This window comes from Vibrio sp. Sgm 5 (assembly GCF_026241575.1).
In the GTDB taxonomy this organism is placed as follows: Bacteria; Pseudomonadota; Gammaproteobacteria; order Enterobacterales; family Vibrionaceae; genus Vibrio; species Vibrio jasicida.
Window position 1 is genome coordinate 1 of record NZ_JAPHPY010000031.1, and the last position, 25,395, is coordinate 25,395.

Below are 25,395 nucleotides of genomic sequence, written 5' to 3' on the forward strand. Positions count from 1 at the left end.
ACTCCGAATACATTAGCGCAAACCAACTCCGTTATTACTAAATTGTAGTTGCAATAACGGGGCGGACCATACATTTTGTTTTAGCTGTCGAAGCTCAACGAAATGATAAATAAGTTCATTTTTATTCTTCGTATATTCCAGAGTCTACATAACCAGTTAACTTGCACTGACTGTATACATAAGTATCATCTTCACCAGTTCCAGAATAAGAAAAAGCGAAGTAGTAAACTTCATTGGTTACTTCACAATTCAAATTTCCCATATTTTCGCTAGCAAACTCATAAGTCTCATAACCATCAATTGAAGATTCCCATATCGTCACCTCTTCTCCATTTGCTAGATGAGTTTTCAGGAAAACGAGCACGAACTTCTGATCTAGGTTTAACACGCCTTGTGACTTGTGCTCTTCAAGTGCAGGAAAAGCAAACGCTCCGCTGGCATCAGTAAGAATTTGAAACTCATGTATGGTTCCACGAACACCAACTCGAAGGACCACTAATTGAGATGACAACGGTTTTCCTTTCAAAGTTAGCATTCCGCGGATATCTGGCGTATACCTGTACATGGAAGGCTTCTCTTTAGCTAAAAACTTAAATCCAAAAGTACCCTTTCCAATAGATCAAATCTACCACTGTAAAGTGCATTGCGACGAGCTCGTGTACTTTGAGTAAATATTAAAAATAACAATTTCTCGTTTGAGTTAGCCCAAACATAGACCATGTTTGATGGGCACTTTTCCTCCTACTCCGTCATCGAACTCAGCTTTTCTCTCGCTTGTTCTTCATGCTCGTCGGTAATGGCATTGCCGACCGAGTTCGCGGCTAGGGTAAGTGCTGCCATGTCATCGGTAAAGCCTACGCCTGCTAGTACGTCGGGCACCATATCAGTGGGGAGAACGAAGTAAGCTAATGCGCCACCTAGGATAGCTTTGTGGCGAACAGAGGTGTTGGAATCTGCCATCGCGAGCCATGATTTGATACCCATAACAGCAATCTCTTCACCTGCTTTCTTGACAGAGTTTTTCATTTTGCGCCAAAAGGTTTTCTCATCTGGCGCTTGCATCGTTTGGTCTAAAACGTCATCGGACGCCGAATTTACAGACATGCTTGTGGTCATCGTGCCTCCTAAATTTATGACTGTGGCATAGATATTAAGGCGATAAACCTGAACGTAGGATTAATGGCAAGTATTGATAATGAAGAAAGGAAGCCAACTAGCTAGATAAAAAATCCCCAAACCGAAGTCCGGGGATTATTGCGTTGGAAACAAAAAGTCTTGGAAACCAAATGGTTTTGAAACCAACAGCTTTGGGAAGCAAGCTTTAGAAGCAGAATGCCTTATTGAGCAATCTTCTCTAGGACACGCATCAGCATTTTGATACGTGGTTCAATAGACTCAAGCAACAAGTACTCTTGATCACTGTGGAAGCCTGCACCGATAGGCCCTAGACCATCCAAAGTTGGAACGCCAAGAATTGCCGTGTTGTTTGCATCAGAGCCACCACCTACTTCTTTCCAGTTGATGTCGATCGCCAGTTCACTTGCCGCTTCTTCAACTAGCATCATCAGGCTTTCTGTTTGTGGGCTTGGCACCATCGAAGGCTTATAAGCTTCACGAACCAGCTCGATGCTCACGCCATCAACGAATGGTGTTTCCAGCATACCGTTTAGCTTGCTATCAACATCATCGTATTCTTCGTTGCTCCAGAAACGCACATCCACAATCGCTTCAGCATGTTCAGGGACAATGTTCGCACCGTTACCACCGGAGACAATACCGACGTTCAACGTGGTACCAGATTCAAAGTTGGTCATTGCATTGACTGCCAAGATCCAGTTCGCCATCTCAGTGATTGCGCTGCAACCGTTTTCTGGCTCGTTACCTGCGTGAGCAGCAACGCCATTAAAGGTCATTTTGTAGCGAGCCATGCCTTTACGCGCTTTCACTAAACCGCCGTCTGCACGTGCTGCTTCTGCAACCAGTACATTCTTAGCGTTTTTCGCTACTGATTGAATCCAATCCACAGAGTCCAGAGATCCCGTTTCTTCATCTGGGTTCATGCAGATAACGATAGACAACTTATCCAACACCGCTTGGTCTAGGTTGCGCATCGCGTATACGATGTTCAGCAAACCAGATTTCATGTCCGAGACGCCCGGACCGTAAGCTTTCTCTGCATCTTGAGACATTGGGCGAAGCTCAGCGGTACCCACAGGGAACACGGTATCCATGTGACCAATCAACATCACGTCGATTTGCTCAGCTTCCGGCTTATTTCGAACTTCAAGACCAACACCGGCTCTGCCACAGTCGATGCGTTTTACGCTCCAACCTGACATCGCTTGGTACTTCTCTTCAAATTGAGAAGCGATGAACTCGATACCATCAGTGGTGTAAGTGCCACAATCCACATTGATTAGCGGACGTAGCTCTTCTAGATATTCATTTAGAGAGAATTGCATGACTCACTCCTAGACAAACAGATTCATCACCAGCATTGCACCAAACGCGTTCAATACTGAGATTGCAATCATAACTGGGATGTAACGACCTTCAGTACCGATAGGGCCCATGATACGACCCATGTACTGAACTTGAGAACCCATAAGGTAGATAGCAGGCGCTAGAATCGCAATGTGCGTGCCGTTAAGGATACCTTGGTCAAACAGCGTGATAACCACACCCACTGCACCGCCCATCGACATCCAAGCACCGATCAATACCGCTGCAGCTTCACCAGGAAGGCCAAACACCGCCATGATTGGAGAAAACACAGTGCCCATCAGATCCAACGCGCCAGTGATTTGCAGCGCTTTGATGATAACGAACGCCATCAATACGTTAGGAACCGTAGAGGTAGTCGCAATCACCCAACCTTTCTTAGCACCTTCGACGAAGATATCCGTCACCATTGGTTTTTTCGCTTTAACGTCACCCATTATGCCGTCTCCTCTTTTAGGTTCTCAGATTTGTTTTGGTCTTGCTTATCTTCTTTACCTTCAGTCATGTTCAGATAGATACGGAACAGGTTCGCGCCAACGATCTTGAATGCGAACATCACCACAACCGCCAAGCCAATTGAAGACGTTACCGCTAGAGAACCGTCAGCCATCGTCAGAGTGAACAATACCGCACCTGATGAGAAGAAGTTCACGATAGTTGCACCCGCAGTGAACTGGAACATCGTAAATACGTCCGTTTCACGCTTAGTTAGGTGACCTTCGTCTTTTAGCTGACGCGTCATTGCTGCACCTGCATCAGTACTTTGTAGAGAAGCAATCAGAGCCAAACCAGAGTTACCAGGGATGCCCATAAGAGGACGTAGAAGAGGAGTAAGAAGCTTACGAGCTGCTTCAAGTGCACCGTAGTGCTCAAGTACGTTGATCATACCTAATGCGAACATAACGGTTGGAATCAAAGTAAGAGCAAAAATGAAACCGTCACGAGCACCGCTACCGCCAGTACCGCGGAAAGATGTAGTCGCAGCTTGTACCGCGCCATCCGCACCTTCCGTTACGCCGTAAGCCACTTTACCGAAAGAGCCATTAAGAGTGGTAAAGTCGAATACACCATACCATTCGTTGGATTGCATTAAACCAGAGAAGAACACAACCGCAAACGCGAGTGCGATGTAACACCCAATCGTTACCTTGCGTTCAGCATGAACAGGGCTTGTCATAAATTCACCTATATATGTGGAACAGAACACATAGATGATCCCTTGAATAATGTGCTAGAGAGATGATCAAAATCAATCCGTTTGCCGAACAATCATCTCACTCAGTTATGAAGTTTTATTTTATGATTTGAATCACATTTAAAAGATAATAAATATTTATGACCAAGATAAGGTAGATTTATCTAACATCCGTACGAATCAAACGTTTAACAAAGTATGTTTAACTTTTGAGCAAAATTGTATTTAACCACACCTTCGACGTGCTTCATGTTTTGTTGCTTATTTGGTGTTTTCTGACCAAAAACTAACAAAAGCCCAATGAAATTTAATTTAGGGTTGTGCGGTCATATATAGAGTTTCACCTAGGATTTGCCTTTTGCTTCGATCACAATCTAACATCGCTCGCTGGACACTTGCCCTCGTAGCTTGGGTAATCGTGATCTGTTTAAGTAAAAATGCAGGCCTCTATCAATCTTGCCCTCTCATAGCGGATCAAGTCACGGCTGAACACGCTACTGCGCAACAACAAAAGAGCGAAAAAGGCCTAACGAAACAGTGTGAACTGTCTGAAAAATTGATTCAGGTTTCACAAAACCATCTGGATAGCTTCATTGTTCCCTTATTTCTGTTTACGTTGATCTTACTCTCTATCTGTGGTGGTGAACGTAACGCTTTCCGTCTTCATACTGAGCCGATACCCGAAAAAGTTCGGGTGCACCTAAAACTGTGTGTGTTTAGAGAATAAAACCCGATTGTTAGGGCCTATTGCCCCCAAATTAATTGTTTTATTTTTAACCACTTCACTAACAAAACAGTGAAGACCGATAGTTTTAGGAAAGATCATGAAATTCACACGTACCCTTTTAACGGTAGCACTTACGGTAGTGCCAATGTTTTCACAAGCAGCAGAAAAAACCACTCAAGAGAAACTGGATGACATTACGCAGATACTGCAAGAGAACCCGCAAGTCCTCGACTCTTTGCATCAAAACTTACAAGAGTACGTCGCCTACCAAAAATCATTCAGCTCTACGCTTGAAGAAGTGCGCACTTACTTGAACGATGGCAAGCACTCGTATTTCGGGGCGGAGAATCCAGAACTGACTATCATCAATGTGACTGATTACAGCTGTCCTTTCTGTAAGCGTCTTGAAGGCGAGTTGGTGAAGGTAGAGAAAGCATACCCGCAAATAAAAGTACTGAACATGACGGTATCGTTCAAAGAACAGTACGAGAAGAACGGTTACAACTCAGCAAGCTACGCATTGAACGTATGGCAAAACCAACATGACAAATACAAGCAAGTACATGACTTATTGGTGAAAAAACCGGGACCACACGATGCAAGTTCGCTGCAAAAAATCGCTAAGAAAACAGGCACCGAAGCACAGCTTGTTGACGACAAAGAGACCAAAGCGCTGTTGGATAAGAACTACGAGTACTTCACTCGCCTAGGTCTACGTGGCACACCAGCAATCATCATTAATGACCAAGTCATTCCGGGTTATGTACCTTTCGAAGAGCTTGAGAAAGTCATCGACCAAGAGCTAAAGAAATAAATAGCGATTGATACCGATAGCTATTGAAGTAGCTAAGTAAGAATCGAAAATAACAAAGCCCTTCCCTGAGTCGTCAAGGAAGGGCTTTTCTTTATCATAAGAGCACGAGGCTAAATAGCAATTGGACGACTATTTGAGTTGGCTCCCAAAACTTGGCTCATTGTTTAAGTAACTCATTGGCGTGGTCCCCGTCTTTTGGCGGAAAAAGTAAATGAATGCGCTGTCACTTGAAAACTCCAACCGATGCGCAACATCCGATAGCCTCATGCCACTGGATAACAGCTCAATCGCCCCCAGCAGACGCCATTGCTGACGCCAACTTTGGTACGGCATCCCCGTCTCACGATTAAAGATCCTCGTTATCGTCTTTTCACTCGCCCCAACCCATTGGCTTAACTTAGCCAAAGAAGGCGCTGTAAACGCTTCATCATCGATTTTCGCGATCCACGACTGTAATCGATAATCTTTGGGTAACGGCAATTGTAAATAGACATCTTCAGAATCGTTAAGCTCTTCTATAAATAAATTCAGGGTATTGACCTGTTCACTTTCAGGTTTATCAAATGGCCAGAAAGACATCCTTTCGATCAAGATTCTCATCAGAGGCGTCACATCGAAAATTCGAATCTTCCGCGGCAAACGCTCTGTCAATGACGGGTCAAAATAGAGAGAACGGTATTGTGCCACATTCGTAGACTGAGCGTTGTGTGATACCCCTTTAGGAATCCATGCTGCTCTCATAGGTGGCAACACATACTTGACGTCCTCAAGCGTTATCGTCATGCAACCATGTTGTGATGAAAGTAACTGGTCTTTCGCATGGAAATGAATACCTGAATCATGATCCGATACCTCGACAGCGACGCCAATGACCAATCCATTGTGTTCATCAGCACAAAAATGATCACCTTTCGAAAGTAATGCCATTGAAATCAACCTGTCCTTATTTCGATATTTTATGTTTGATTCTCATTATAAACCCAAAGCATGGCACAGATATACTTTGCTGCATCACGTAAACCAAGAAACGTGAAACACGTAATCGAATGTCGTTCACTCAACATCAAACTAAATGTTCAAACGACGCTCAGCAATAGAGGTATTTTTGAGAACTTAACAATGAATAAATTAATAGAAAAAGTGTCCATTCCGTTGGCTGTTGTGCTCTTAATGTTTCCACAGATCATCGAGACAATGTATAGCCCTGCACTGACTTCCGTGAAAAGTACGTTTGGCGTCAGTAGCAATGAAGCCGCACAAGCGATGTCCATTTTCTTTGTCGCTTTTGCGTTTGGTGTGGTTTTTTGGGGGAGAATGTGTGACGTCATAGGTCGAAGAGTATCAACGATACTAGGGCTTATCGTCTTTATTATTGCAGCCATTTTTACCATGCTCGCACCAACATTCAATTTGCTGCTAACCGGTTTTGGTTGCTGCGCTTTTGGAGCGGCGGTTGGTTCTGTCTGCACGCAAACCATCATTCGTGATGGCTATCATGGTAAAGAGCTCAGCCACGTTTTTTCGATTGTTGGAACATCGATCGGCATTAGCCCTGTGATCGGAATGTTGGCTGGCAGTTGGCTAACATCATTCGGCGGATACCAATGGGTTTTCATCGCCATGGTCGTGTTCATCATTGCACTGTTGGTTTGGTCGTTGTTCAAATTGCCGGAGACAAAGCCAACACACACCAAAAAAGATAGCCTGTTATCCGTCGGTATAAAGATGCTGACCGATGCGCACATCTGGTACATCACACTCATGGTAGGGTTGTTTAACATTGCGCTGTTTTCTTATTACAGCATCGCACCATTTATGTTTGAAAAACTGGGTGCAAGCGTTAACTTTTTCGGCAATACAGGGTTCATACTCGCACTGGGTTCTGTATTAGGTTCTGTCATCAATATGAAGTTAATACGCATGCATTTAAGTCACGAAAAGATTGTGATGTTTGCATCGTGGCTACTTTTGATTGGCGGATTTGGTGTATTCATCATGCAAGAGTCAGTTTGGTTTTTCATCCCTGTGGTATTGGTTTCCCTATCATTTGGACTGGCTATTCCAAACCTCTTAAGCGGCGCGTTAACTCACTATCGCGATCACTTAGGGAGTGCAGGAGCACTATTAGGCTTGTTCTATTATCTGGTCATCGGATTTGGCCTTCACAGAGCCGCTGAGTTTGGTGATTTGGCGATGACTTTAATCGGCTGTGCTGGCATTGCTTGTGTCATATCCATCATCAAATATCTTGTTGGACTGATTACTTTCAAAACCTCTGAGATTGAGTTTTAAATACGACTATCTAGGAAGAAAAACCTGTTAGCACTCACGCAGCCCCTTCCCACATTCAAGTGAGAAGGGGCTGATGCCGTAGTGTCGTTTATTTCTCACGACCAACAAACGCCACAACGACTTTGTCATTGCCAAGCGAACGAGAGAACACGTACGCGCCTTCTTGTTCAATCACTTGATGCTGACCCGCACCAATCGCTGGGTGCGCTTTACGGAACTGACCAAGTGTTTGCCAATGTTTTAGCAATGCTTGCTTCTCATCTGACAGTTTCCATACCATGTCAGAGCGTGTGCCTTGATGGAAATCGTCTGCGTAAGGACCAATGTTACGACCCACTTCGTCACCGTAATAAACCTGAACAGCACTTGGGCTAAGAAGCAGTGCATTCGCGGCATTACGCTGCATGCCATAATCTTTGAAACGAGAGAAGAACAGTTCGGTATCGTGAGAAGACATGTAGCTCACCGGATTGAAATCTTTCTCAGTATTGATTGTGTTCGCATAGCTTTGGTAGGTGTCTGCCATTTGGCTAAAACACGCTGCGCCTTTGTCTAACTTCTTCTGCATGTCGAAGTTAATCAAGGCGTCAAAGCCATCGTCAAAGTAAGGGCTGCGATAAGCGGTATGCCCCCATACTTCACCCATCATCCAGAATGGCTGACCTGACTTACCGTTCTCTTTACGCCACTGCTCAAGACTGCTTGAAGCCTCTTCTTTCAAGTGTTTCCACACATCACCTTCAACGTGCTTCACCGTATCAACACGGTAACCATCAATACCAAAGCGTTTCACCCAATCAGTTTGCCACTCAATTAGGTAATCCGAGACGGTGTAATTATCACGCGCCTCAACGCGAGTACCAGGGTTATCCAAGAGCCACTGCGCTGGCTTCACGGCGTTGTCTGATTCGGTGATAAAGTCAGGCAAACCCGCCAAAGACATAGTGATATCACTGCTGCCCGGTGCAGGGTATCCCGGTAGACCTGTTCTTACCCAATCACCGCCCCACCATTTCGCCCAGTTTGGACTCTGGTAATCAATATTCTGGTGGTAGCTATGCCAATTTTCACCCGCTTTTGGTTGCCAGTCGCCCCACTTCTTCGGTAAATCAGCGTTTGGTTTTAACACCTCAATACCGTCAAATTGCAAATCGGCTAACGTTGAGTAACCGGTGTGGTTGATTACTGCGTCCATCAAGACTTTAAGGCCACGTTTGTGTGCCTCTTCCACCAACTTTTTAAGATCAGCTTCGTTACCGAAGTTTTCATCAATCTTGGTAAAGTCACGTGTCCAATAGCCGTGGTAAGCGTAAAACGGGAATGAACCGCTATCGCCACCACCCACAAAACCATGTACTTGCTCAACGATTGGCGATAACCAAATCGCATCTGTTCCTAGGCTCTTAATGTAATCTAGCTTTTCAATCACGCCTTTTAGGTCACCGCCGTGGAAGGTACCAATCTCTTCTTTGCCGTCTTTCTTGCGCCCATAGCTGTTGTCATTGCTCGTATCGGCATTATTGAAACGGTCGACCATCACGAAGTAAATGTTGGCATTGCGATAATCAAACGGTACTGCTTCTTTGGTTTTCTTCACTGGCTCTAGTAGCACCAACCCGCCTGAATCTTTGCTTGGCGTCAGCGATACTTGCTGATCTTTTACTTCGACCATTTGCCCAGAGTAAGCATCACGCAACTTGGTGCCATCTGGGAAACTGTCACCTAACGCGATGGTGACTTCGCCGCCTTGGTAAACCTCACATTGCACTTGTGGGATTGGGCGTTTGAACTCAGTGTTAGCAGATTTCTTTGGTTCACGCTTAAAACGCAGTGTTTTCGCTTCCGCATCAAAAGCGAAAGAGTAGTCGCCGGTAAAGCGGATTTTTAACGGCAGTTCTGTTGGCTGTCCACAGTTCAGCGCGATAGGTTTGTTGAATTTAACCTTCTGACCATGAGGCGCCACACAGTCGCCTTCAACGCCAGTGATTGTGAGCGTATAGCCATCTTTGGTTAATGGCACAACCAAAGGCTGCTCTGCACTTAAAGGAAAGTCACGGCTGTTGGTCGTGGTAGAAATGGTGATGTTTGGCTCGGCGATGGCACTTGCCGATGCAAGCAATAAGGTAGTCGTAATCAGATTCAGTTTCATCGTTCAGTCCATTGGTTGCGCATAGGCGCAGTATTCGTGTTGTAGTTTTATTCACACTAATAGTAAATGGATGAAAAACTGAGCACATCATTCTGAAAAGCTACGCCCTAAAGCTTGTGACGCTTCACATTTTGCTTTTATTGGGGCGTAGTTCTATTTATGAGCAGGATAAAAGGGAGTTTAAAGCTGAACGCTACCAAGGTTGCGCATTTGTCTCATCGCCCAATTGACGCGGCTGATGGTGTAAGAAGTCTGAGGATAGACTTTGATGCGATACGGATTTGGTAACACCACTGCAAGCCTTGCTGCTTGGCGTGTTGAAAGTTGTTTAGCAGGAATACCAAAGTAGTTTTGCGCAGCGGCTTCCGCGCCATAAATACCTGGGCCAAATTCCACCACATTCAAATACACTTCGAGAATGCGTTCTTTACTCCACATCGCTTCCATCAGCAGAGCAAAATAAAGTTCATACGCTTTGCGCACATAAGAGTGTGAAGGAAAGAGAAACACATTCTTCGCGGTTTGTTGCGTAATCGTGCTCGCACCACGCGAAGGGCCATTTTCTCCGGCTTGAGAAATCACTTTAAATAAAGAATCGAAATCCACACCGTAATGGGTCGGGAACGTTTGATCTTCTGTCGCGATCACGGCCAATTGAATGTGCTTAGAAATATCGTTCAAAGGCACCCACTCATTCTGACTCTCTTCAGGAAATCCCTCTGGAGGAGAAATCATGCGGCTGATCTTCCATCCCCAAATTGGTGGATCGACGTATTTCACTATGCCAACGAGTATCACTGGTAAAAGCAAAAGCACCAATAAGATATTGAACAGAAGGGATTTAATCTTTCTCAAAGTCCGACCTAGCCTGATTTCATAAAACAATATGGTGCAAGTATAGAGTATGGAGTCTGTTTACCGTTAGTGAAAAAACGGTCAAAAAAAGCCCGATTTACATTGTAAAGCGGGCTTGGTAATAATTATGTATTTTGGCTAGTTAAGTTTGTTTTACGAACTCAACTTACTTTGCCAATTTGTAGAATACGGTTGATAGTGGCGGTAAACGCAGCTCAAGAGACTGAGGTAGCGACTCGCTTTCTACTTCTTCTGTTTCTACGCTGGCCAGCACTTCAAAATCGCTGCCATCGTATTTCACATCATCAGTATTCAACAGAAGCTCATATTTGCCTTCCATTGGAACACCCAAACGGAAACGCTCATGCGGAACTGGAGTGAAGTTACTGATCACCAATACACGCTCGCCTTTTTGGCTGATACGCTCGTGCGCCAAAATGCTGGAATCAGCTTCATCTTGCAGACGCCATTCAAAACCAGCAGGCACGCAATCTTGGTCGTGCATCGCCGCTTCGTTTCGGTATAAGTGGTTTAAGTCACGAATCAGCGCTTGTACACCTTGGTGGCGACCAAACTCAAGTAAGAACCATTGCAACTGATCGTCGTGGTTCCATTCAGCCGTCTGGCCTAACTCAGCGCCCATGAAGTTGAGTTTCTTACCTGGCTGCGCATACATGTAGCCGTAGTACGCACGTAGGTTTGCAGTTTGCTGCCACTCATCACCCGGCATCTTGTTGTGAATAGAACCTTTGCCGTACACCACTTCATCATGAGATAGCGACAATACGTAGTTCTCACTATGTGCATAAACAAGCGGGAATGTGATGGTATTGTGGTGGTATTTGCGGTGAACAGGATCTTCTTGAATGTAAGATAGACTGTCGTGCATCCAGCCCATGTTCCACTTAAAGCCAAAGCCTAAACCGCCCATAAACGTCGGAGCAGACACACCCGGGAATGCGGTCGATTCTTCTGCAATCGTCATCGCATTCGGGAAGTGCTTGTACACCTCTTCGTTCATCCACTTCAAGGTTGCGATCGCATCGTAGTTCTCATTACCACCGTCGACGTTCGGGATCCACTGATCGTGGCTGCGTGAGTAGTCTAGGTAGAGCATTGAAGCGACAGCATCAACACGAATACCATCAATATGGAATTGCTCGAACCAGTACAGTGCGTTAGACACAAGGAAGCGACGAACATGTTCACGACCTAAATCGTAAATGTATGAGTTCCAATCTTGGTGCCAACCACGACGAGGATCTGGATCGTGGAACAGTGGCGTACCGTCGAAGTTCGCTAAGCCATGATCGTCCGACGGGAAGTGAGCAGGCACCCAATCCAGTACCACGCCCAAGCCAGCTTGGTGACACGCATCGACGAAGAATTTGAAATCGTCAGGTGAGCCGTAACGACTGGTTGGGGCAAATAGGCCAACTGGCTGATAACCCCATGAACCAAAGAACGGATGTTCAGACACTGGCATGAGTTCGACGTGGGTATATCCCATGTCGACTAAGTATGGAACCAACTCAGTCGCCAGCTCACGATAATTTAGGAAATCACCGTCCGCATTGCGCTTCCAAGAACCAGCATGGAGTTCGTAGAAGGATAAAGCCTCATCACGTTTTTGCGTGACCGTTCGGTTTTGCCATTTGGTGTCTTGCCATTGGTAACGATTATGATCGTACGTAATCGATGCGAAAGACGGGTATTGCTCTGAGAAGAAACCCCAAGGGTCTTGTTTGTGAGGAAGCCCTTCCCCATTTGGTCCTTTGAGCTCAAATTTGTATTGTACGCCCTCTTCCAAATCAGGAATGAACAAGCCCCAAATGCCGTAATCAAGGCGTTGCATCGGATGACGGCGGCCATCCCACTGGTTGAAACTGCCAACTAGGCTAATGGCGGATGCATGAGGTGCGTAAACAAGGAATCGAACGCCCGAGATATTTTTACCATCTCGCTCCATCGTCACGAAATGTGAGCCCATGTAGTGGTACATGTCTTTTGGCGTATGCAGGTGCTCATATTCTTGATAAATATTGTGATATTGGTAAGGGTCGTCGACAAGCTGTTCAACACCATCCCAATTCACCGCTAATTGGTAGTGTGTTAAGTGCAAATCGCGCACTTCTTCTAGGACAAAAATGCTGTCACCATCGCGCTTTAATTCCACACGTGGCTCGCCTTCGACAACCAGTTCAACTTTGTCTGCACCTGGCATCCAGACTCTTAATGAACCTTCTTCATCATTCGCAAAAGGACCCAGTGTAGCAAACGGGTCTGAGTAAGCCGCCTCAGCCAATAGTTCGTATGCGCGTTTGTGGTTTTTCTTTACCTTAGTTTTCAAATCTTTCTCCCTAGCACCGATATTCTCCTAGTGGTTTTTGAATATCGGATTTCCTCAGCCAAACGTTGCGAATTCACAAAAATATAAAACCGCTCACTTTATCCATTCAATGAATAAAGTGGCATCAAAAAACAAAAATGCCCGCTATTGTTGCGGGCATAATAACGGTACTCCATCCTAACGGATCGTACCGATTTAATGAGTGACCTAGGCTGTACTTTCGTACCTCTACGCAATTAAATTCACGATTTCCTACATCACTCAATACTCATTATTTGCCTACTTTCGCACGCACTTCAGTGAGACGTTTCGAAATGCGGTTTACTTCTTCGCGGCTAAAGATTTCATCAAGGTTCATCGACAGCTTACGACGCCAGTTTGGATACTCATCTACCGTGCCAGGAATGTTAACTGGTTGATCCATCTCTAACCAGTCTTCAAGCTGAACACTCAGTAATGCAGAATCACCCGCAGCAACGTGCAATTGAAGCGCTTCACTCAAGTACGTGTCCATTGGAACGTATTGAGCATCATGGCCAATACCTTCTGGCAAGTAACCGTGCCAACGAACACTGTCTAGAATGCCTTGTTTACACTTCAAACGATCCTCAAATAGACCTTCTAATTGTTGCTCGTCTGGGTAAAGACCAATCTCACGCCCCATCTTTAAGTCATCGCAATGCCAGAAACCACGGAGGGTTGGCATGTCGTGTGTACACAATGCCGACATCGACTGTTCAGCGTAATGCTTCGGAGAAATGAAGCCGCCATCGTCTTTTGATGTTTCGAAGAAGAACACTTTGTATGAGTGAACGCCTGCGTCACGTAGGATATCGACAATTTCATCTGGCACGGTACCCAAGTCTTCACCGATAACTGAACACTGATGACGGTGAGATTCAAGAGCTAGGATTGCCAGCATGTCTTCAACTGGGTAGTAAAGGTAAGCACCTTCAGTCGCCTTTTCGCCTTTTGGAATCCACCATAGACGAAGTAGACCAAGAACGTGGTCAATACGCAGTGCACCACAGTGCTTCATGTTGGCACGTAATAGCTTGATGTACGCATCGTAACCAGTTGCTTCTAGCACTTGTGGGTTTAGCGGTGGTAGACCCCAGTTTTGACCTAGAGGACCAAGAATATCTGGCGGCGCGCCGATACTTGCATCTAGAACTAGGTTGCCTTCATCAGCCCACGTTTCACTACCTGAATCCGCAACGCCTACAGCGAGATCTCGGTAAAGACCAACGGTCATACCTTTTTCTTCAGCCAGTGCTTGAGCTTCTTTGATTTGATCGTCAGCGATCCACTGTAGGTACATGTACAGGTGAACACGCTCTTGATTATCTTTGATGTACTTCTGAGTCGCCGCCGAGTCAAATGTACGGTATTTCTCAGGGAATACAGGCCAACCCCACACGCTTGAATCTTCCGCGTGCAATTCACCATGCAAAGCATCAAATGCCGTTTGGTGAAGTAGGCTGTCACCGCCAAGCTCTACAAACTCTAGGAATGCACGAGCACGGTCAGTGTTCTTGTCTAAGTGACGCGCTTTGAACTCACTAAATAGTAGCGGTAACACGCTCATCTTCAGCTCAGACACTTCGGTGTAATTCACCCAATGTGATTCACGCGCTTTTTGCAGACGTTGTTGGAACTCTGCGCTGCCAACACGTTGCTGTGCTTCTGCACTTAACGCGAATTCAGGTACAGAGCTTACGTCGATGTACATGATGTTCAGCCAACGACGAGAAGACGGGCTGTACGGGCTCGCACCTTCTGGGTTCGCAGGGAACAATGAATGAATCGGGTTCAAACCAATGAAGTCACCGCCACGAGATGCGATATCACTCACCAGTTGCTTTAGATCGCCAAAATCACCGATACCCCAGTTATGCTGAGTACGCAGTGTGTAAAGCTGGATGCTTGGGCCCCATAGCTTTTTGTGTTGGTTTAGATCTTCTTGCTTGAAACACGCTTTAGGTGTGATGATCAGTGACATTTCGTAAGGCGTTTTGCGACGCTTACGGCTGATGATCAGTTTGTGGTAACCCCATGCCAAGTTCTTTGGCAATGCAAACACTAGAGGGCCACCCTCAGCTCGTTCATCACGAACAATTTGCGACTGAAGATAGCCTTCAAGTACCTCTCCTTGTTCTGTTTCTAAACGCCAGCTAAATTCACTCTCGCGAGCACTCGTACCTAGGTTTAGTTCCACTTCGACTGGTTCGCCGTCGCGTAAAACAAGAACAGGGGCTAGTACGTCTTTCTTATGTTTTTTCTCAGCTGAAGCCAATAGCTTCTCATCGCTGCTAGTATCGTAGCCAAGTGAAGTGAGCAAGCGGCGCAGTGTTTCTTCAGAAACTTTTGCCTCGTCTCCCCACGCGCTGACGTAGCTATCTGCTAATCGCGCCATGTCTGCGACTTTCTTTAATGCTGTTTGTTCTTTCATCGCTTTCTCCGAAGGTAATACCAACACCTTCCATGTAGGGTTTTATTGTTATCAATAATTTATCTTTGAAAATGACCAAAGGTAGCACTCGGCTACCTTGGTCTTATACCCAAGTGACCTCAAGATGCACAGTTCAGAGCGTTGTCATTGATTCGAGTTCAAGGAAAGCAACGCCGCGGAATAGCAGCCTCTTTCCAAGTTGTTTGACACCGAAATCGGGTCAATGACACGCTCCCAGAGGGCGAGTTGCCTTGTCTTACATGCTTCGTTAACAATTTTTGATATAGAACCACTATATCTTCAAATCGTTGCCTTGCCTGAAAACCAAGTCAATCTCGCTGAACAAAGCATCCTGGGGTTACTTGGGTATCACTATTAGCGTTTTACCGTCTCAAGTTTCCAGATGTTGTTCACGTAGTCGCGGATAGAGCGGTCTGATGTGAACTTACCAACTAGGGCGGTGTTAAGAATGGCTTTCTTAGCCCAACCCGCTTGGTCTTTGTATTGTTTGCCCATGTCTTCATGCGCTTTAACATAAGATGCAAAGTCAGCAAGACATAGGTATGGGTCACCGCCATCTAGTAGGCTATCAAATGTCGCGCGCAACAGACCTGGTTGACCTGGCGTAAACTCTTCGCCTGTTAGTAGGTCTAGAGACGCTTTCAGTAAGTGGTCAGCATTGTAGTAATCGTAAGGGTTGTAGCCAGCTGCTTTCACCGCTTTCACGCCTTCAACATCAAGACCGAAGATGTAGATGTTCTCGTCGCCCACTTCTTCACGAATCTCAACGTTAGCACCATCCATCGTACCGATAGTTAGGGCACCGTTAAGAGCCATCTTCATGTTACCTGTACCAGATGCTTCTTTACCCGCTAGCGAGATTTGTTGTGAAACGTCTGCCGCAGGGATGATGATCTCAGCCATGCTCACGCGGTAGTCAGGGATGAATACCACTTTCAGTTTGTTACCGATGCGTGGATCGTTGTTGATCTTCTCTGCGACCTTGTTCACTGCGAACATAATTTCTTTCGCTAGGTGGTAACCCGGTGCTGCTTTTGCTGCGAAGAAACATACACGTGGCTCACACTCGAAACCTGGTTCGTTCAGGATACGGTGGTATAGAGACAGAATGTGTAGCAGATCTAGGTGCTGACGCTTGTACTCGTGTAGACGCTTGATTTGAACGTCGAAGATAGCGTTAGTATCTAGCTCGATACCCATGTTATCTAGAACCCAATCAGCAAGACGCTGTTTGTTTTCTTTCTTAACAGCCATGAATTCTTTTTGGAATTTCGCGTCTGTTGCGTATTTAGCAATACCTTCTAGTTGCTCAAGTTTCGCTGGCCATTCCGGACCTACTTTCTCAGTGATTAGCTTAGAAAGACCTGGGTTACAGAACTTCAACCAACGACGAGGCGTGATACCGTTCGTTACGTTGTGTAGACGAGTTGGGTACATCTCGTGGAACTCTGGGAATAGGTCTTTCTTAACCAATTCAGAGTGAAGTGCTGCTACGCCGTTTACTGCGTAAGAACCGATGACACATAGGTTTGCCATGCGAACCATGCGGTTGAAACCTTCTTGGATGATAGACAGCTTCGCTTGCTTCTCACCGTCACCAGGCCACATCTTACGAACTTCTTGTAGGAAGCGGTGGTTGATTTCAAAAATGATTTCCATGTGACGTGGAAGTAGACGCTGGATTAGCGACTCTGGCCATGTCTCTAGTGCTTCAGGAAGTAGCGTATGGTTGGTGTACGCAAATGTCTTAGAACTGATTTCCCAAGCCGCTTCCCAAGTAAGACCTTTTTCATCCATTAGGATGCGCATTAGCTCAGGGATAGCAATTGTTGGGTGCGTATCGTTAAGCTGGATAGTCTCTTGCTTCGGTAGATCCGCTAGCGAGTAGCCTGCAGCTTCGTGGCGACGTAGGATGTCGCGTACAGACGCTGCAGAGTGGAAGTACTGTTGCATTAGACGCAGTGTTTTACCTTTCTCGTGGTTATCGTTCGGGTAAAGCACTTTAGTGATGTTACCTGCGTCTATCAGCGCGTGCTGAGCTTCGAAGTAATCACCGTTGTTAAAGCTTGCTAGTGAGAATGGTGCGATTGCCTGACATTCCCAAAGACGTAGAGGGTAAACCGTGTCTGATTCGTAACCTACGATAGGTAGATCCCAAGGCATTGCTTTTACAGACATGCCAGGAACCCATTTACGAACTTCTTTACCGTTCTCGTTTACCACTTCAACGTGACCGTAGAAACCGATTTCTTGCGCAAGCTCTGGACGAGCCACTTCCCAAGGGTAACCTTCTACACCGCGCCATGCGTCTGGTGCTTCTTGTTGACGGCCGTCTTTGAACGACTGCTTAAATAGACCGTATTCGTAGTGCAGGCCGTAACCTACAGTAGGGAATTCTTGCGCCGCACATGAATCCATGAAACATGCTGCTAGACGACCTAGGCCACCGTTACCCAATGATGGGTCGCGTTCTTCTTCTAGAAGGTCGGTTAAGTTGTGACCTAGTTCAGCCATTGCTTCAGTGATCTCTTCGTAAAGACCCATGCTGATTAGGTTGTTACCCGTTAAACGACCGATAAGGAATTCTAGTGAAAGGTAGTTAACGCTTTTCGCTTCTTGGATGCGAGCGTCCGCTTCAGTAGCAAGCAAATCACAAGTCGTAAATTCAGCCAGAGCGCGACCCATTGCTAGGTACCATGCACGGCTATCTGCATTTTCAATCGTGTGTGCATAAGTTACAGATAGATGCTTCTTCACACTCTCTTGGAACGACTTCTTGTCAAATTGTTTTTGTTGAGTTGGTTTCATTAAGAAATTCTCACGTCATTTAGTAATTCATCTGCCATACATCCTGCATTTCCCTCTGTGAATAAACATCCTCCTGTTTCTCCTCCTTCGTGGGAGTAGGGGGTAGGGCGTAGAGGGAGTACCATTGAAAAGTTAGTGATCCAAATCGCAACACAGCTGTCTCTCGTCCTGTTCTTAGTGATTCGGATCACAACCAATCTTGAGAAAGATTAAAATTTGTTCATGACGGTTTTTATGACCCCTTCCCACTCCAATGTAAAAAGTGTCTAATCGATCACATTACGTCTTTTAACATCAATAATTTTTTCGTAATAGATGTGCAACTCAAACTACATGAAATCAATACCATCGACGTTTAAGTGACCAGAATCACAAATATAGGGCGTAGTTGACGGCATTTTCATCAACTCTCGAGAATTAGGAAGTGGATCAAAGTAAGAGGTATTTCTGATGTCGTACCATCCCAAACGACTCACAAGCCTGTACACTTTTCATACAAACTAAAATTTTTAGTGGTGTGGGTCAGTTTTCTAGTTTCGCTAGCTCAAAAAACAAGGACAGAATCAATAATGTGGATTCCATCTAAACTTACTCGTCCAGGTCGTTTGCATAACGCGATCGTCCGTCCGCGAGTATTGGACTTACTACAACAAGCGCCTTACTACAAATTAGTATTATTCCGCTCGCCTGCTGGTTACGGGAAAACCACCATGGCAGCACAATGGCTGTCAGACAAACCAAATGTTGGCTGGTACAGCATTGATGACAGTGATAACGATGGTTTCCGCTTCGTTAACTATCTACTGCAAGCCTTAAATAAAGCCACCAACTACAACTGCTCTAATGCTCAAAAACTGGCGGAGAAACGTCAGTTCTCTTCGTTGCGTTCTCTATTCAGCGAAGTTTTCGCTGAGATGGCAGATTTTCAGCATGAGTGTTACGTCGTTTTGGACGATTACCATTTGATCACCAACGACGAAATTCATGAGTCCATGCGCTTCTTCTTAAAGCACATGCCAGACAACCTAACCGTGGTTGTGACAAGCCGTGCGGCACCACCTTTAGGTACGGCTAACTTACGCGTACGCGATTTGATGATTGAGATTGGCAACGAAATGTTGGCATTCGATACAGAGGAGACCACACGTTTCTTCAACCAACGTATTGCCGATGGCATTGATGAAGACATGGCAAACAATCTACGTACTTATGTAGAAGGTTGGCCATCAGCGTTGCAATTGATCGCGCTGCAAGCACAGCATCAAAACCGCACACTGGCACAAACCGTCGAGTCGGTTTCCCAGTTTAATCATGCGCACCTATGGGATTACCTTGTCGAGGAAGTGTTTGATTTGCTTGATCACGAAACACGCCACTTCTTAATGCAAGTGTCGGTGCTGGACCATTTCAATGATGAGTTAGTTTTCGCACTCACACAGCGTGAAGACGCGCTAGGTATGATTGAATCTCTGAACCGTTATGGTCTGTTCATCTATCCGCTGGAAGGTGAGCAAAACTGGTTCCGCTTCCACAATTTATTTGGCGAATTCCTTTCTCATGAACGTCTTGCTCGAATTCCACAACAAGAAAAAGACCTACATCGTAATGCCGCCGTTGCTTGGTTGAACCAGAAAGCACCGCATCAAGCCATTCATCATGCGCAGAAATCTCATGATACCGACTTGATCGTCGAAATCTTAAATGAATTTGGTTGGAAGATGTTTAACCAAGGTGAGTTAACCACCTTAGAATCGGCGATCAACAAACTGGATAAAGAGTTACTCTTCAGCCATCCAAAACTGTCGATGCTAAGAGCATGGTTGGCACAAAGCCAACACCGTTACAATCAAGTGGGCGAGTTGCTGGCAGAAGCCGAAGAAGAACACACTAAGCGAGATATCGAGTTGGATTCTGGCTACCAAGGCCAAGCCCACGCCCTGCTCGCTCAAGTTGCGATCAACAGCAACCAACCAGAGCGTGCATTGGAACTAGCCGAACTGGCATTGAGTCAACTTGACCCTACCGTGTACCGCAGTCGCATCGTGGCGACATCGGTCGTCGGTGAAGTTAACCACGTATTAGGTAAGCTCGATCGTGCGTTGCCAATGATGCAGCAAACCGAAAAGCTGGCTCGCCAGTATCAGGTTTACCACCAAGCGTTGTGGGCAATCCTGCAGCAAAGCGAAATTATGATTGCGCAAGGTTACGTTCAAGCAGCATTTGAACTGCAAGACTCAGGCTTCCGTCTGATCGAAGACCAGCAGCTACAACACGTACCCCTTCATGAATTCTTGCTGCGTATTCGCGCTCAAGTATTGTGGTGTTGGAACCGTCTGGATGAAGCGGAAGAGTGTGCGTACAAAGGTCTGCAAATTCTGGAAAATCACTCACCAAGCAAGCACTTACATAGCTACTCAATGCTGGCACGTATTGCAATTGGCCGTGGTGAACTCGATAAAGCAGGAAAATTCATTGAGCACATCCAACACTTGATGAAACAGTCTACTTACCACGTAGATTGGACTGCGAACGCATCACTTTCTCTGATCTTGTTCTGGCAAGCGCGCGGTAACACAGAAGCGATTCAAGAATGGTTGAATACTGCCGTTCGCCCTGAATCCGCATGTAATCACTTCCAACAACTGCAATGGCGTAACATTGCTCGCGCTCATATCAACCTAGGCCAATATGATGAAGCACGTGAGGCACTGAACTTTTTGCAAAGCGAAGCTAGTCGTACGAATTTGGTGACGGATACAAACCGCAACTTGGTTGTAGAGGCTATCTTGGCAGCACGCCAAAAAGACGAAGACCAAGCGAAAGCGCTATTGAAAGAAGCCCTAGTTATGACGAACCAAACTGGCATGGTAGGTAACTTCCTTACTGATGGAGCCACCATTGGTGGTCTGTTAGAGAAGCTAAGTCTTCGTCACGAACTCGGTGACCTAGAACGTCATCGTGCTCAGCAATTGATGAAAGACATTTCATCAAACCAACGCAGTCGTTCTATTCACTTCGATGAAGACTTTATTGAGAAATTGGTGAATCACCCGAACGTACCGGAACTGGTTCGTACAAGTCCACTGACTCAACGCGAATGGCAAGTTCTTGGTCTAATCTACTCAGGCTTTAGCAACGAACAAATCGCGCAAGAGTTGGATGTCGCAGGCACAACGATTAAGACTCACATTCGTAACTTGTACCAAAAGCTCAACATTGCTAACCGTAAGGAAGCCATCGTAACAGCGGAAAATCTGTTGCAGTTGATGGGGTACTGATCGGACTGAATAAATTAGTGCTAGATACTAGGGTTGGCGTTATGCGTCAGCCCTTTTTATTGCTCATTAATCGTTGAAAAGTGCAAATTGCAAAGCACGTAGGAAACGTTGTACATATATACCCGAGTCATTCTCGCAGAATCAAGCATCTCAAGGTTATTTGGGTATACTACAGACAAAAAAATAGCCAACCGCAATTAAGGCGATTGGCTTATGTATGATGTGAACAATGTGTATTCACTAACAACGTCAGTTGGCTAGGTGACCCTCGGCTTAAGAAGGGTCGAAAAGAATTATGCATTAATCATGCCAATTTGAAAAGCTTTATTTTTGGGCACAAGATCTCATATCAGATCAGACCAGAACGGATAAATTTGCAATATGCAAAACCAAAACGCAAAACGCAGTTGCAAGACGCAATCATACTTCATAAATGATAAATAAATCATCAAATGGCCAGATTCACGATATTTATTGTTTAGTTAGGATGATTTAGACAGTGTTGCGCCTTTTATATTTCCCCTCTTCACATTGCTAAATCTCGCTTATCGTTCTGTTTTATTTGTTCAAACTCGCGATAGAGTTTGTGTTTCTCCGATAAGCCATCATTTCGAACTCTTCCGAAACACTATTTCATACTTTTTTGACATCAATGTTTGTATACTCACTGCCATCAACATGACTTAGTACTTGAGAAATGAACTATCTAATCACCTACTTTAAAGGAATAGCCATGGGTGCAGCTGATGTTGTCCCTGGCGTATCAGGCGGCACCATTGCATTCATTACCGGCATTTACGACACGCTGCTAGAAAGCATTCGACGTATTAACCCATCACTTTTCTCGATTTGGAAAAAAGATGGCTTCAAAGCCGTATTTAACCATATTAACGGCTTCTTCCTGATTTCATTGTTTGCGGGCATTTTCACTAGTATCGCAACACTGGCAAAACTGATCAGTTGGCTACTAGAAACCCACCCAATTCCAATCTGGTCTTTCTTCTTCGGCCTGATTTTGGTGTCGGTCTACCACATCATTCGCCAAGTAGAGAAACGCGATGCGATTCGCTTTGTTGCCCTCTTGATTGGTATTGGCTTTGCCTACAGCATCACGGTACTAAAACCACTTCACATGGAGCCAACTGCAATCAACACCATTCTTGCAGGTGCGATTGCGATTTGTGCAATGATCCTACCGGGCATCTCAGGCAGCTTTATTTTGCTGTTGATCGGCATGTACGCTCCTGTACTAGGCGCAGTGAAAGGGTTCCAAGTTGATATTCTTGCATTGTTCCTTGTTGGCTGTGTGGTCGGTCTATTGTCTTTCTCTCACCTGTTATCTTGGTTACTGCGCAAATTCCGCGATTTAACTTTGATGTTCCTAACAGGCTTGATGATCGGCACGCTACCGAAGATCTGGCCTTGGAAAGAGACGTTAACATGGCGTACAAACTCGAAAGGTGAACAAGTGCCATTGCTAGAGCAAAACCTGTCACCGTTTGAGTTTGAGCACATCACGTCTCAACCATCACAACTGGTGTTAGCCGTGATCATGATGCTAGCTGCTATTGCACTGGTACTTGGTTTAGAAAAGTTTGCGGATTCAAACAAATAAATCTGAACCACTATTCCATCATTTAAGAAGCGGAGCCATTGGCTCCGCTTTTTTATTTACGCTTTACAAACAATAGGTTTCAAATAGATGGGGATAGCGCACAATTTGTTGAAGTTACGAGTTTTCGTACATTCCATCTGTGCTAGGATGCAGACAATGTTAAGTGATAAATACTGAATCTTAATGAAAGTGTTACAAATCGCAGGGATAGCCGTTGCACTGGTTGCTGGCTTTTACGCGCCTACCCTGATCAAAAACTTCTCTTCAGCGCCCGAGCCTAAGTCGCTCGATGAATACTGTTTCCTCTCTACTGAACCTTGCATCCAACATGATGTTGCGATGACGCTTAGCGTCGATACTGCTCAACCTCTGATCCCCGCTCAACTCGAAGTCGAATGGCAAGACAGCGAAGCCGATCAGCTTGTATTAAGTTTGGTTGGTCGAGAAATGGAAATGGGCGAGCCAAAATTCATGCTGAAGAAAGTGGCGCCGGGTAAATTCGTGGGCGACGTGACATTGCCCGTTTGTACACAAGATTCGATGACGTGGGTTGGTGAGCTTTCCGACGGTAAAGACACCATCTACCCAGCCCTCAAAATGCAAAGATAAGGAATTGATATGAGCCGTAATTGGTCTCTTTTTCTCGTGGTTGCTTTTGTCCTCGGCTTTGGTACCAAAACGTATCTAGATGGACAAAAAGACGTAGAGAAAAAACAACAAGTCGCGACCGAACAAAGTGTGTTGTTCGGCGAAGGCGATAAACCTGTCGATATCTTCGATACCAGCGATGATCGCATTCGCATTGTTTACTTTGGCTTTACGCGTTGCCCAGACGTGTGTCCGACCTCATTAGCCATGCTAGCAGGCGCACTCAATCAAATCGATGATGCGCAAAAAGCACAGTTGCGCCCGATGTTTATCTCGCTTGATCCAGAGCGCGACGAAGCCGATGCATCCGCCAAATACGCGCACTACTTCCACCCTATGATTGAAGGCCTGTCAGCACCGTTGGATGTCACCACCCCACTTGCTCACAAGTACGGTGTTATCTTCCGTAAAACGGAACTCGAAGGTTCTGAGCTGAAATACACTCTCGACCACAGCTCATATTTCTATTTCTTGAAGCCCGACGGCACACTCATCACCAAAGTGCCTCATACCCTAACGCCTGCACCAATTGTCGAGGCGATTTCAAAATTGACAGCAGAAGGAAAAACCAATGAAAGCTAAACAAGCCATCAAGAGTCTGGCACTTACCGCCCTTCTTCTGAGCCCATTTGCTCAAGCAAACTTAAACGTGATGCCTCATGAACCATACGCACGAGCGATGGCGCCAGGCGCAACGACAAGCGCGGTCTTCGTGACATTCGCTAACCGAAGCCAAGAAGACATCAATATCGTTGCAGCAGAAACACCAGCAGCAGGCAAAGTTGAGCTGCACGATGTGATTAAAGAAGGTGATGTGATGAAGATGCGTCAAGTAGATCACATCACACTAACAGCAAAAGAAACCACCGAGCTAAAACCTGGCAGCCTGCATATCATGCTGTTCGACCTTAAACAGCCGCTTAATGAAGGCGACGAAATCGAAGTCACCGTGACTTACGACAATGGTCAAAAGCAAAGCTTTACCGCACCGGTTAAAAAAGTCATGGCTGGAATGAAAAAGCACGAGCATCAGCATTAATTGTTGCTCGGCAAATCAGTTCAAAGCTCCTCCAACGTGAGGAGCTTTTTTATTCCTCTCCCTTTTCTCTGAGCAGTATTCACCAAGCTATCAATGCATGATTTTGTGTCCTAAATCAGAGCTAAGCAGCCGCAGCTGAGATATAAACAAGGCTTTGCTGCCAAACGAGTTTCTCGCCATGTTAAAAGCCCTTTCTCGCGTCTTCAAAATGCTGACGCAAGTGAATCCAAATCTGGAACAAGATGTCGACACCGTGATACAAGCCATTGGCGGTTTGGATAACTTGGTCGAAACGGGCGCTTGCGCGACAAGGCTACGCCTAACGTTAAAAAGCACCGCTATCGTGAACCAAAAAGCATTAAAAGAACATGGAGCGCATGGTGTGGTGATCATCGATGAGCGACATATCCAAATCATCTACGGCGTAAAAGCCAATACTTATTCACAAGAGATGGAAGAACGTCGAATAAAGCACGTATCGCTCTAAAAAAGCGCAAAGGAGTTGTAAGATTCGAATCACAGCCGCTATACTCCGGCCGTTAACTCACCAACGAAGAGGAAATATGATGATTGTAATGAATAACACTAACTGGGCAGTGAAAGGGTAAACGTCCAACTTTTTCTCGTGGCTAAGCCACAGCACCTCCCTT

The 25,395-nt window shown here is 45.6% G+C and carries 20 protein-coding genes; 9 read left to right on the forward strand and 11 right to left on the reverse strand.

Going from position 1 to position 25,395, the window contains the following annotated elements:
• Positions 1–121: 121 nt before the first annotated feature.
• The 5 genes from OQJ86_RS16635 to OQJ86_RS16655 form a co-directional block, all read right to left on the reverse strand.
• Entirely contained in the window at positions 122–565 is a 444-nt protein-coding gene (locus OQJ86_RS16635) for a DUF6795 domain-containing protein (protein WP_061035292.1), read from the reverse strand.
• Positions 566–741: 176 nt separating this feature from the next.
• Positions 742–1,116, reverse strand: coding sequence for a YkvA family protein (locus OQJ86_RS16640; protein ID WP_009698021.1), 375 nt, complete (start codon positions 1,114–1,116; stop codon positions 742–744).
• A gap of 221 nt (positions 1,117–1,337) precedes the next feature.
• On the reverse strand, positions 1,338–2,462 hold the full coding sequence (locus OQJ86_RS16645; RefSeq protein ID WP_265988460.1) for a M20 family metallopeptidase: 1,125 nt from the start codon (positions 2,460–2,462) through the stop codon (positions 1,338–1,340).
• Positions 2,463–2,471: 9 nt separating this feature from the next.
• Positions 2,472–2,939, reverse strand: a complete 468-nt coding sequence (locus tag OQJ86_RS16650; protein WP_005374849.1) for a YjiG family protein — start codon at positions 2,937–2,939, stop codon at positions 2,472–2,474.
• Positions 2,939–3,679, reverse strand: coding sequence for a nucleoside recognition domain-containing protein (locus OQJ86_RS16655; protein WP_038881332.1), 741 nt, complete (start codon positions 3,677–3,679; stop codon positions 2,939–2,941). The genes OQJ86_RS16650 and OQJ86_RS16655 overlap by 1 nt, the downstream gene beginning before the upstream one ends.
• Before the next feature lie 376 nt (positions 3,680–4,055).
• On the opposite strand from OQJ86_RS16655, the gene OQJ86_RS16660 reads away from it, so the two are divergent.
• Positions 4,056–4,424, forward strand: a complete 369-nt coding sequence (locus OQJ86_RS16660; RefSeq protein ID WP_265988467.1) for a hypothetical protein — start codon at positions 4,056–4,058, stop codon at positions 4,422–4,424.
• A gap of 97 nt (positions 4,425–4,521) precedes the next feature.
• Positions 4,522–5,238, forward strand: a complete 717-nt coding sequence (locus OQJ86_RS16665) for a DsbA family protein (RefSeq protein WP_038881328.1) — start codon at positions 4,522–4,524, stop codon at positions 5,236–5,238.
• Between the two features lie 129 nt (positions 5,239–5,367).
• Here OQJ86_RS16665 and OQJ86_RS16670 read toward each other — a convergent pair whose 3' ends face one another.
• The gene (locus OQJ86_RS16670; RefSeq protein WP_038868977.1) at positions 5,368–6,165 is read right to left on the reverse strand and encodes an AraC family transcriptional regulator; all 798 of its coding nucleotides are present in this window, start codon (positions 6,163–6,165) and stop codon (positions 5,368–5,370) included.
• A gap of 192 nt (positions 6,166–6,357) precedes the next feature.
• Here OQJ86_RS16670 and OQJ86_RS16675 point away from each other — a divergent pair, with 192 nt between their 5' ends.
• Positions 6,358–7,530, forward strand: coding sequence for an MFS transporter (locus OQJ86_RS16675; RefSeq protein WP_265988469.1), 1,173 nt, complete (start codon positions 6,358–6,360; stop codon positions 7,528–7,530).
• An 88-nt stretch (positions 7,531–7,618) separates the two neighbouring features.
• On the opposite strand, the gene OQJ86_RS16680 is transcribed toward OQJ86_RS16675, so the two are convergent.
• From OQJ86_RS16680 to OQJ86_RS16700, 5 genes are all read right to left on the reverse strand, one after another.
• The gene (locus OQJ86_RS16680) at positions 7,619–9,679 is read right to left on the reverse strand and encodes an alpha-amylase (protein WP_265988471.1); all 2,061 of its coding nucleotides are present in this window, start codon (positions 9,677–9,679) and stop codon (positions 7,619–7,621) included.
• Positions 9,680–9,859: 180 nt separating this feature from the next.
• On the reverse strand, positions 9,860–10,534 hold the full coding sequence (gene mtgA / locus OQJ86_RS16685) for a monofunctional biosynthetic peptidoglycan transglycosylase (RefSeq protein WP_265988473.1): 675 nt from the start codon (positions 10,532–10,534) through the stop codon (positions 9,860–9,862).
• 166 nt (positions 10,535–10,700) lie between these two features.
• A complete protein-coding gene (gene glgB / locus OQJ86_RS16690; protein WP_038868973.1) occupies positions 10,701–12,905 on the reverse strand; it encodes a 1,4-alpha-glucan branching protein GlgB in 2,205 nt (734 codons plus the stop codon).
• A 250-nt stretch (positions 12,906–13,155) separates the two neighbouring features.
• Positions 13,156–15,336 (reverse strand): 4-alpha-glucanotransferase, encoded by a 2,181-nt coding sequence (malQ, locus tag OQJ86_RS16695; protein ID WP_038868971.1) that lies wholly within the window; start codon positions 15,334–15,336, stop codon positions 13,156–13,158.
• Positions 15,337–15,711: 375 nt separating this feature from the next.
• Positions 15,712–18,165 carry a glycogen/starch/alpha-glucan phosphorylase gene (locus OQJ86_RS16700; RefSeq protein WP_265988476.1) on the reverse strand — a complete coding sequence of 818 codons (2,454 nt, stop codon included), beginning with the start codon at positions 18,163–18,165 and terminating at the stop codon, positions 15,712–15,714.
• 569 nt (positions 18,166–18,734) lie between these two features.
• Here OQJ86_RS16700 and malT point away from each other — a divergent pair.
• The 6 genes from malT (at position 18,735) to OQJ86_RS16730 (ending at position 25,232) form a co-directional block, all read left to right on the forward strand.
• A complete protein-coding gene (gene malT / locus OQJ86_RS16705; RefSeq protein ID WP_038881313.1) occupies positions 18,735–21,443 on the forward strand; it encodes an HTH-type transcriptional regulator MalT in 2,709 nt (902 codons plus the stop codon).
• 697 nt (positions 21,444–22,140) lie between these two features.
• On the forward strand, positions 22,141–23,058 hold the full coding sequence (locus OQJ86_RS16710) for a DUF368 domain-containing protein (RefSeq protein ID WP_265988477.1): 918 nt from the start codon (positions 22,141–22,143) through the stop codon (positions 23,056–23,058).
• A 183-nt stretch (positions 23,059–23,241) separates the two neighbouring features.
• Entirely contained in the window at positions 23,242–23,667 is a 426-nt protein-coding gene (locus OQJ86_RS16715; RefSeq protein ID WP_005437869.1) for a hypothetical protein, read from the forward strand.
• A gap of 9 nt (positions 23,668–23,676) precedes the next feature.
• Entirely contained in the window at positions 23,677–24,288 is a 612-nt protein-coding gene (locus OQJ86_RS16720; protein ID WP_045405864.1) for an SCO family protein, read from the forward strand.
• Positions 24,278–24,745, forward strand: a complete 468-nt coding sequence (locus tag OQJ86_RS16725) for a copper chaperone PCu(A)C (protein ID WP_042604779.1) — start codon at positions 24,278–24,280, stop codon at positions 24,743–24,745. The genes OQJ86_RS16720 and OQJ86_RS16725 overlap by 11 nt, the downstream gene beginning before the upstream one ends.
• Positions 24,746–24,923: 178 nt before the next feature.
• A complete protein-coding gene (locus tag OQJ86_RS16730) occupies positions 24,924–25,232 on the forward strand; it encodes a glucose PTS transporter subunit EIIB (protein ID WP_265988480.1) in 309 nt (102 codons plus the stop codon).
• Positions 25,233–25,395 lie beyond the last annotated feature (163 nt).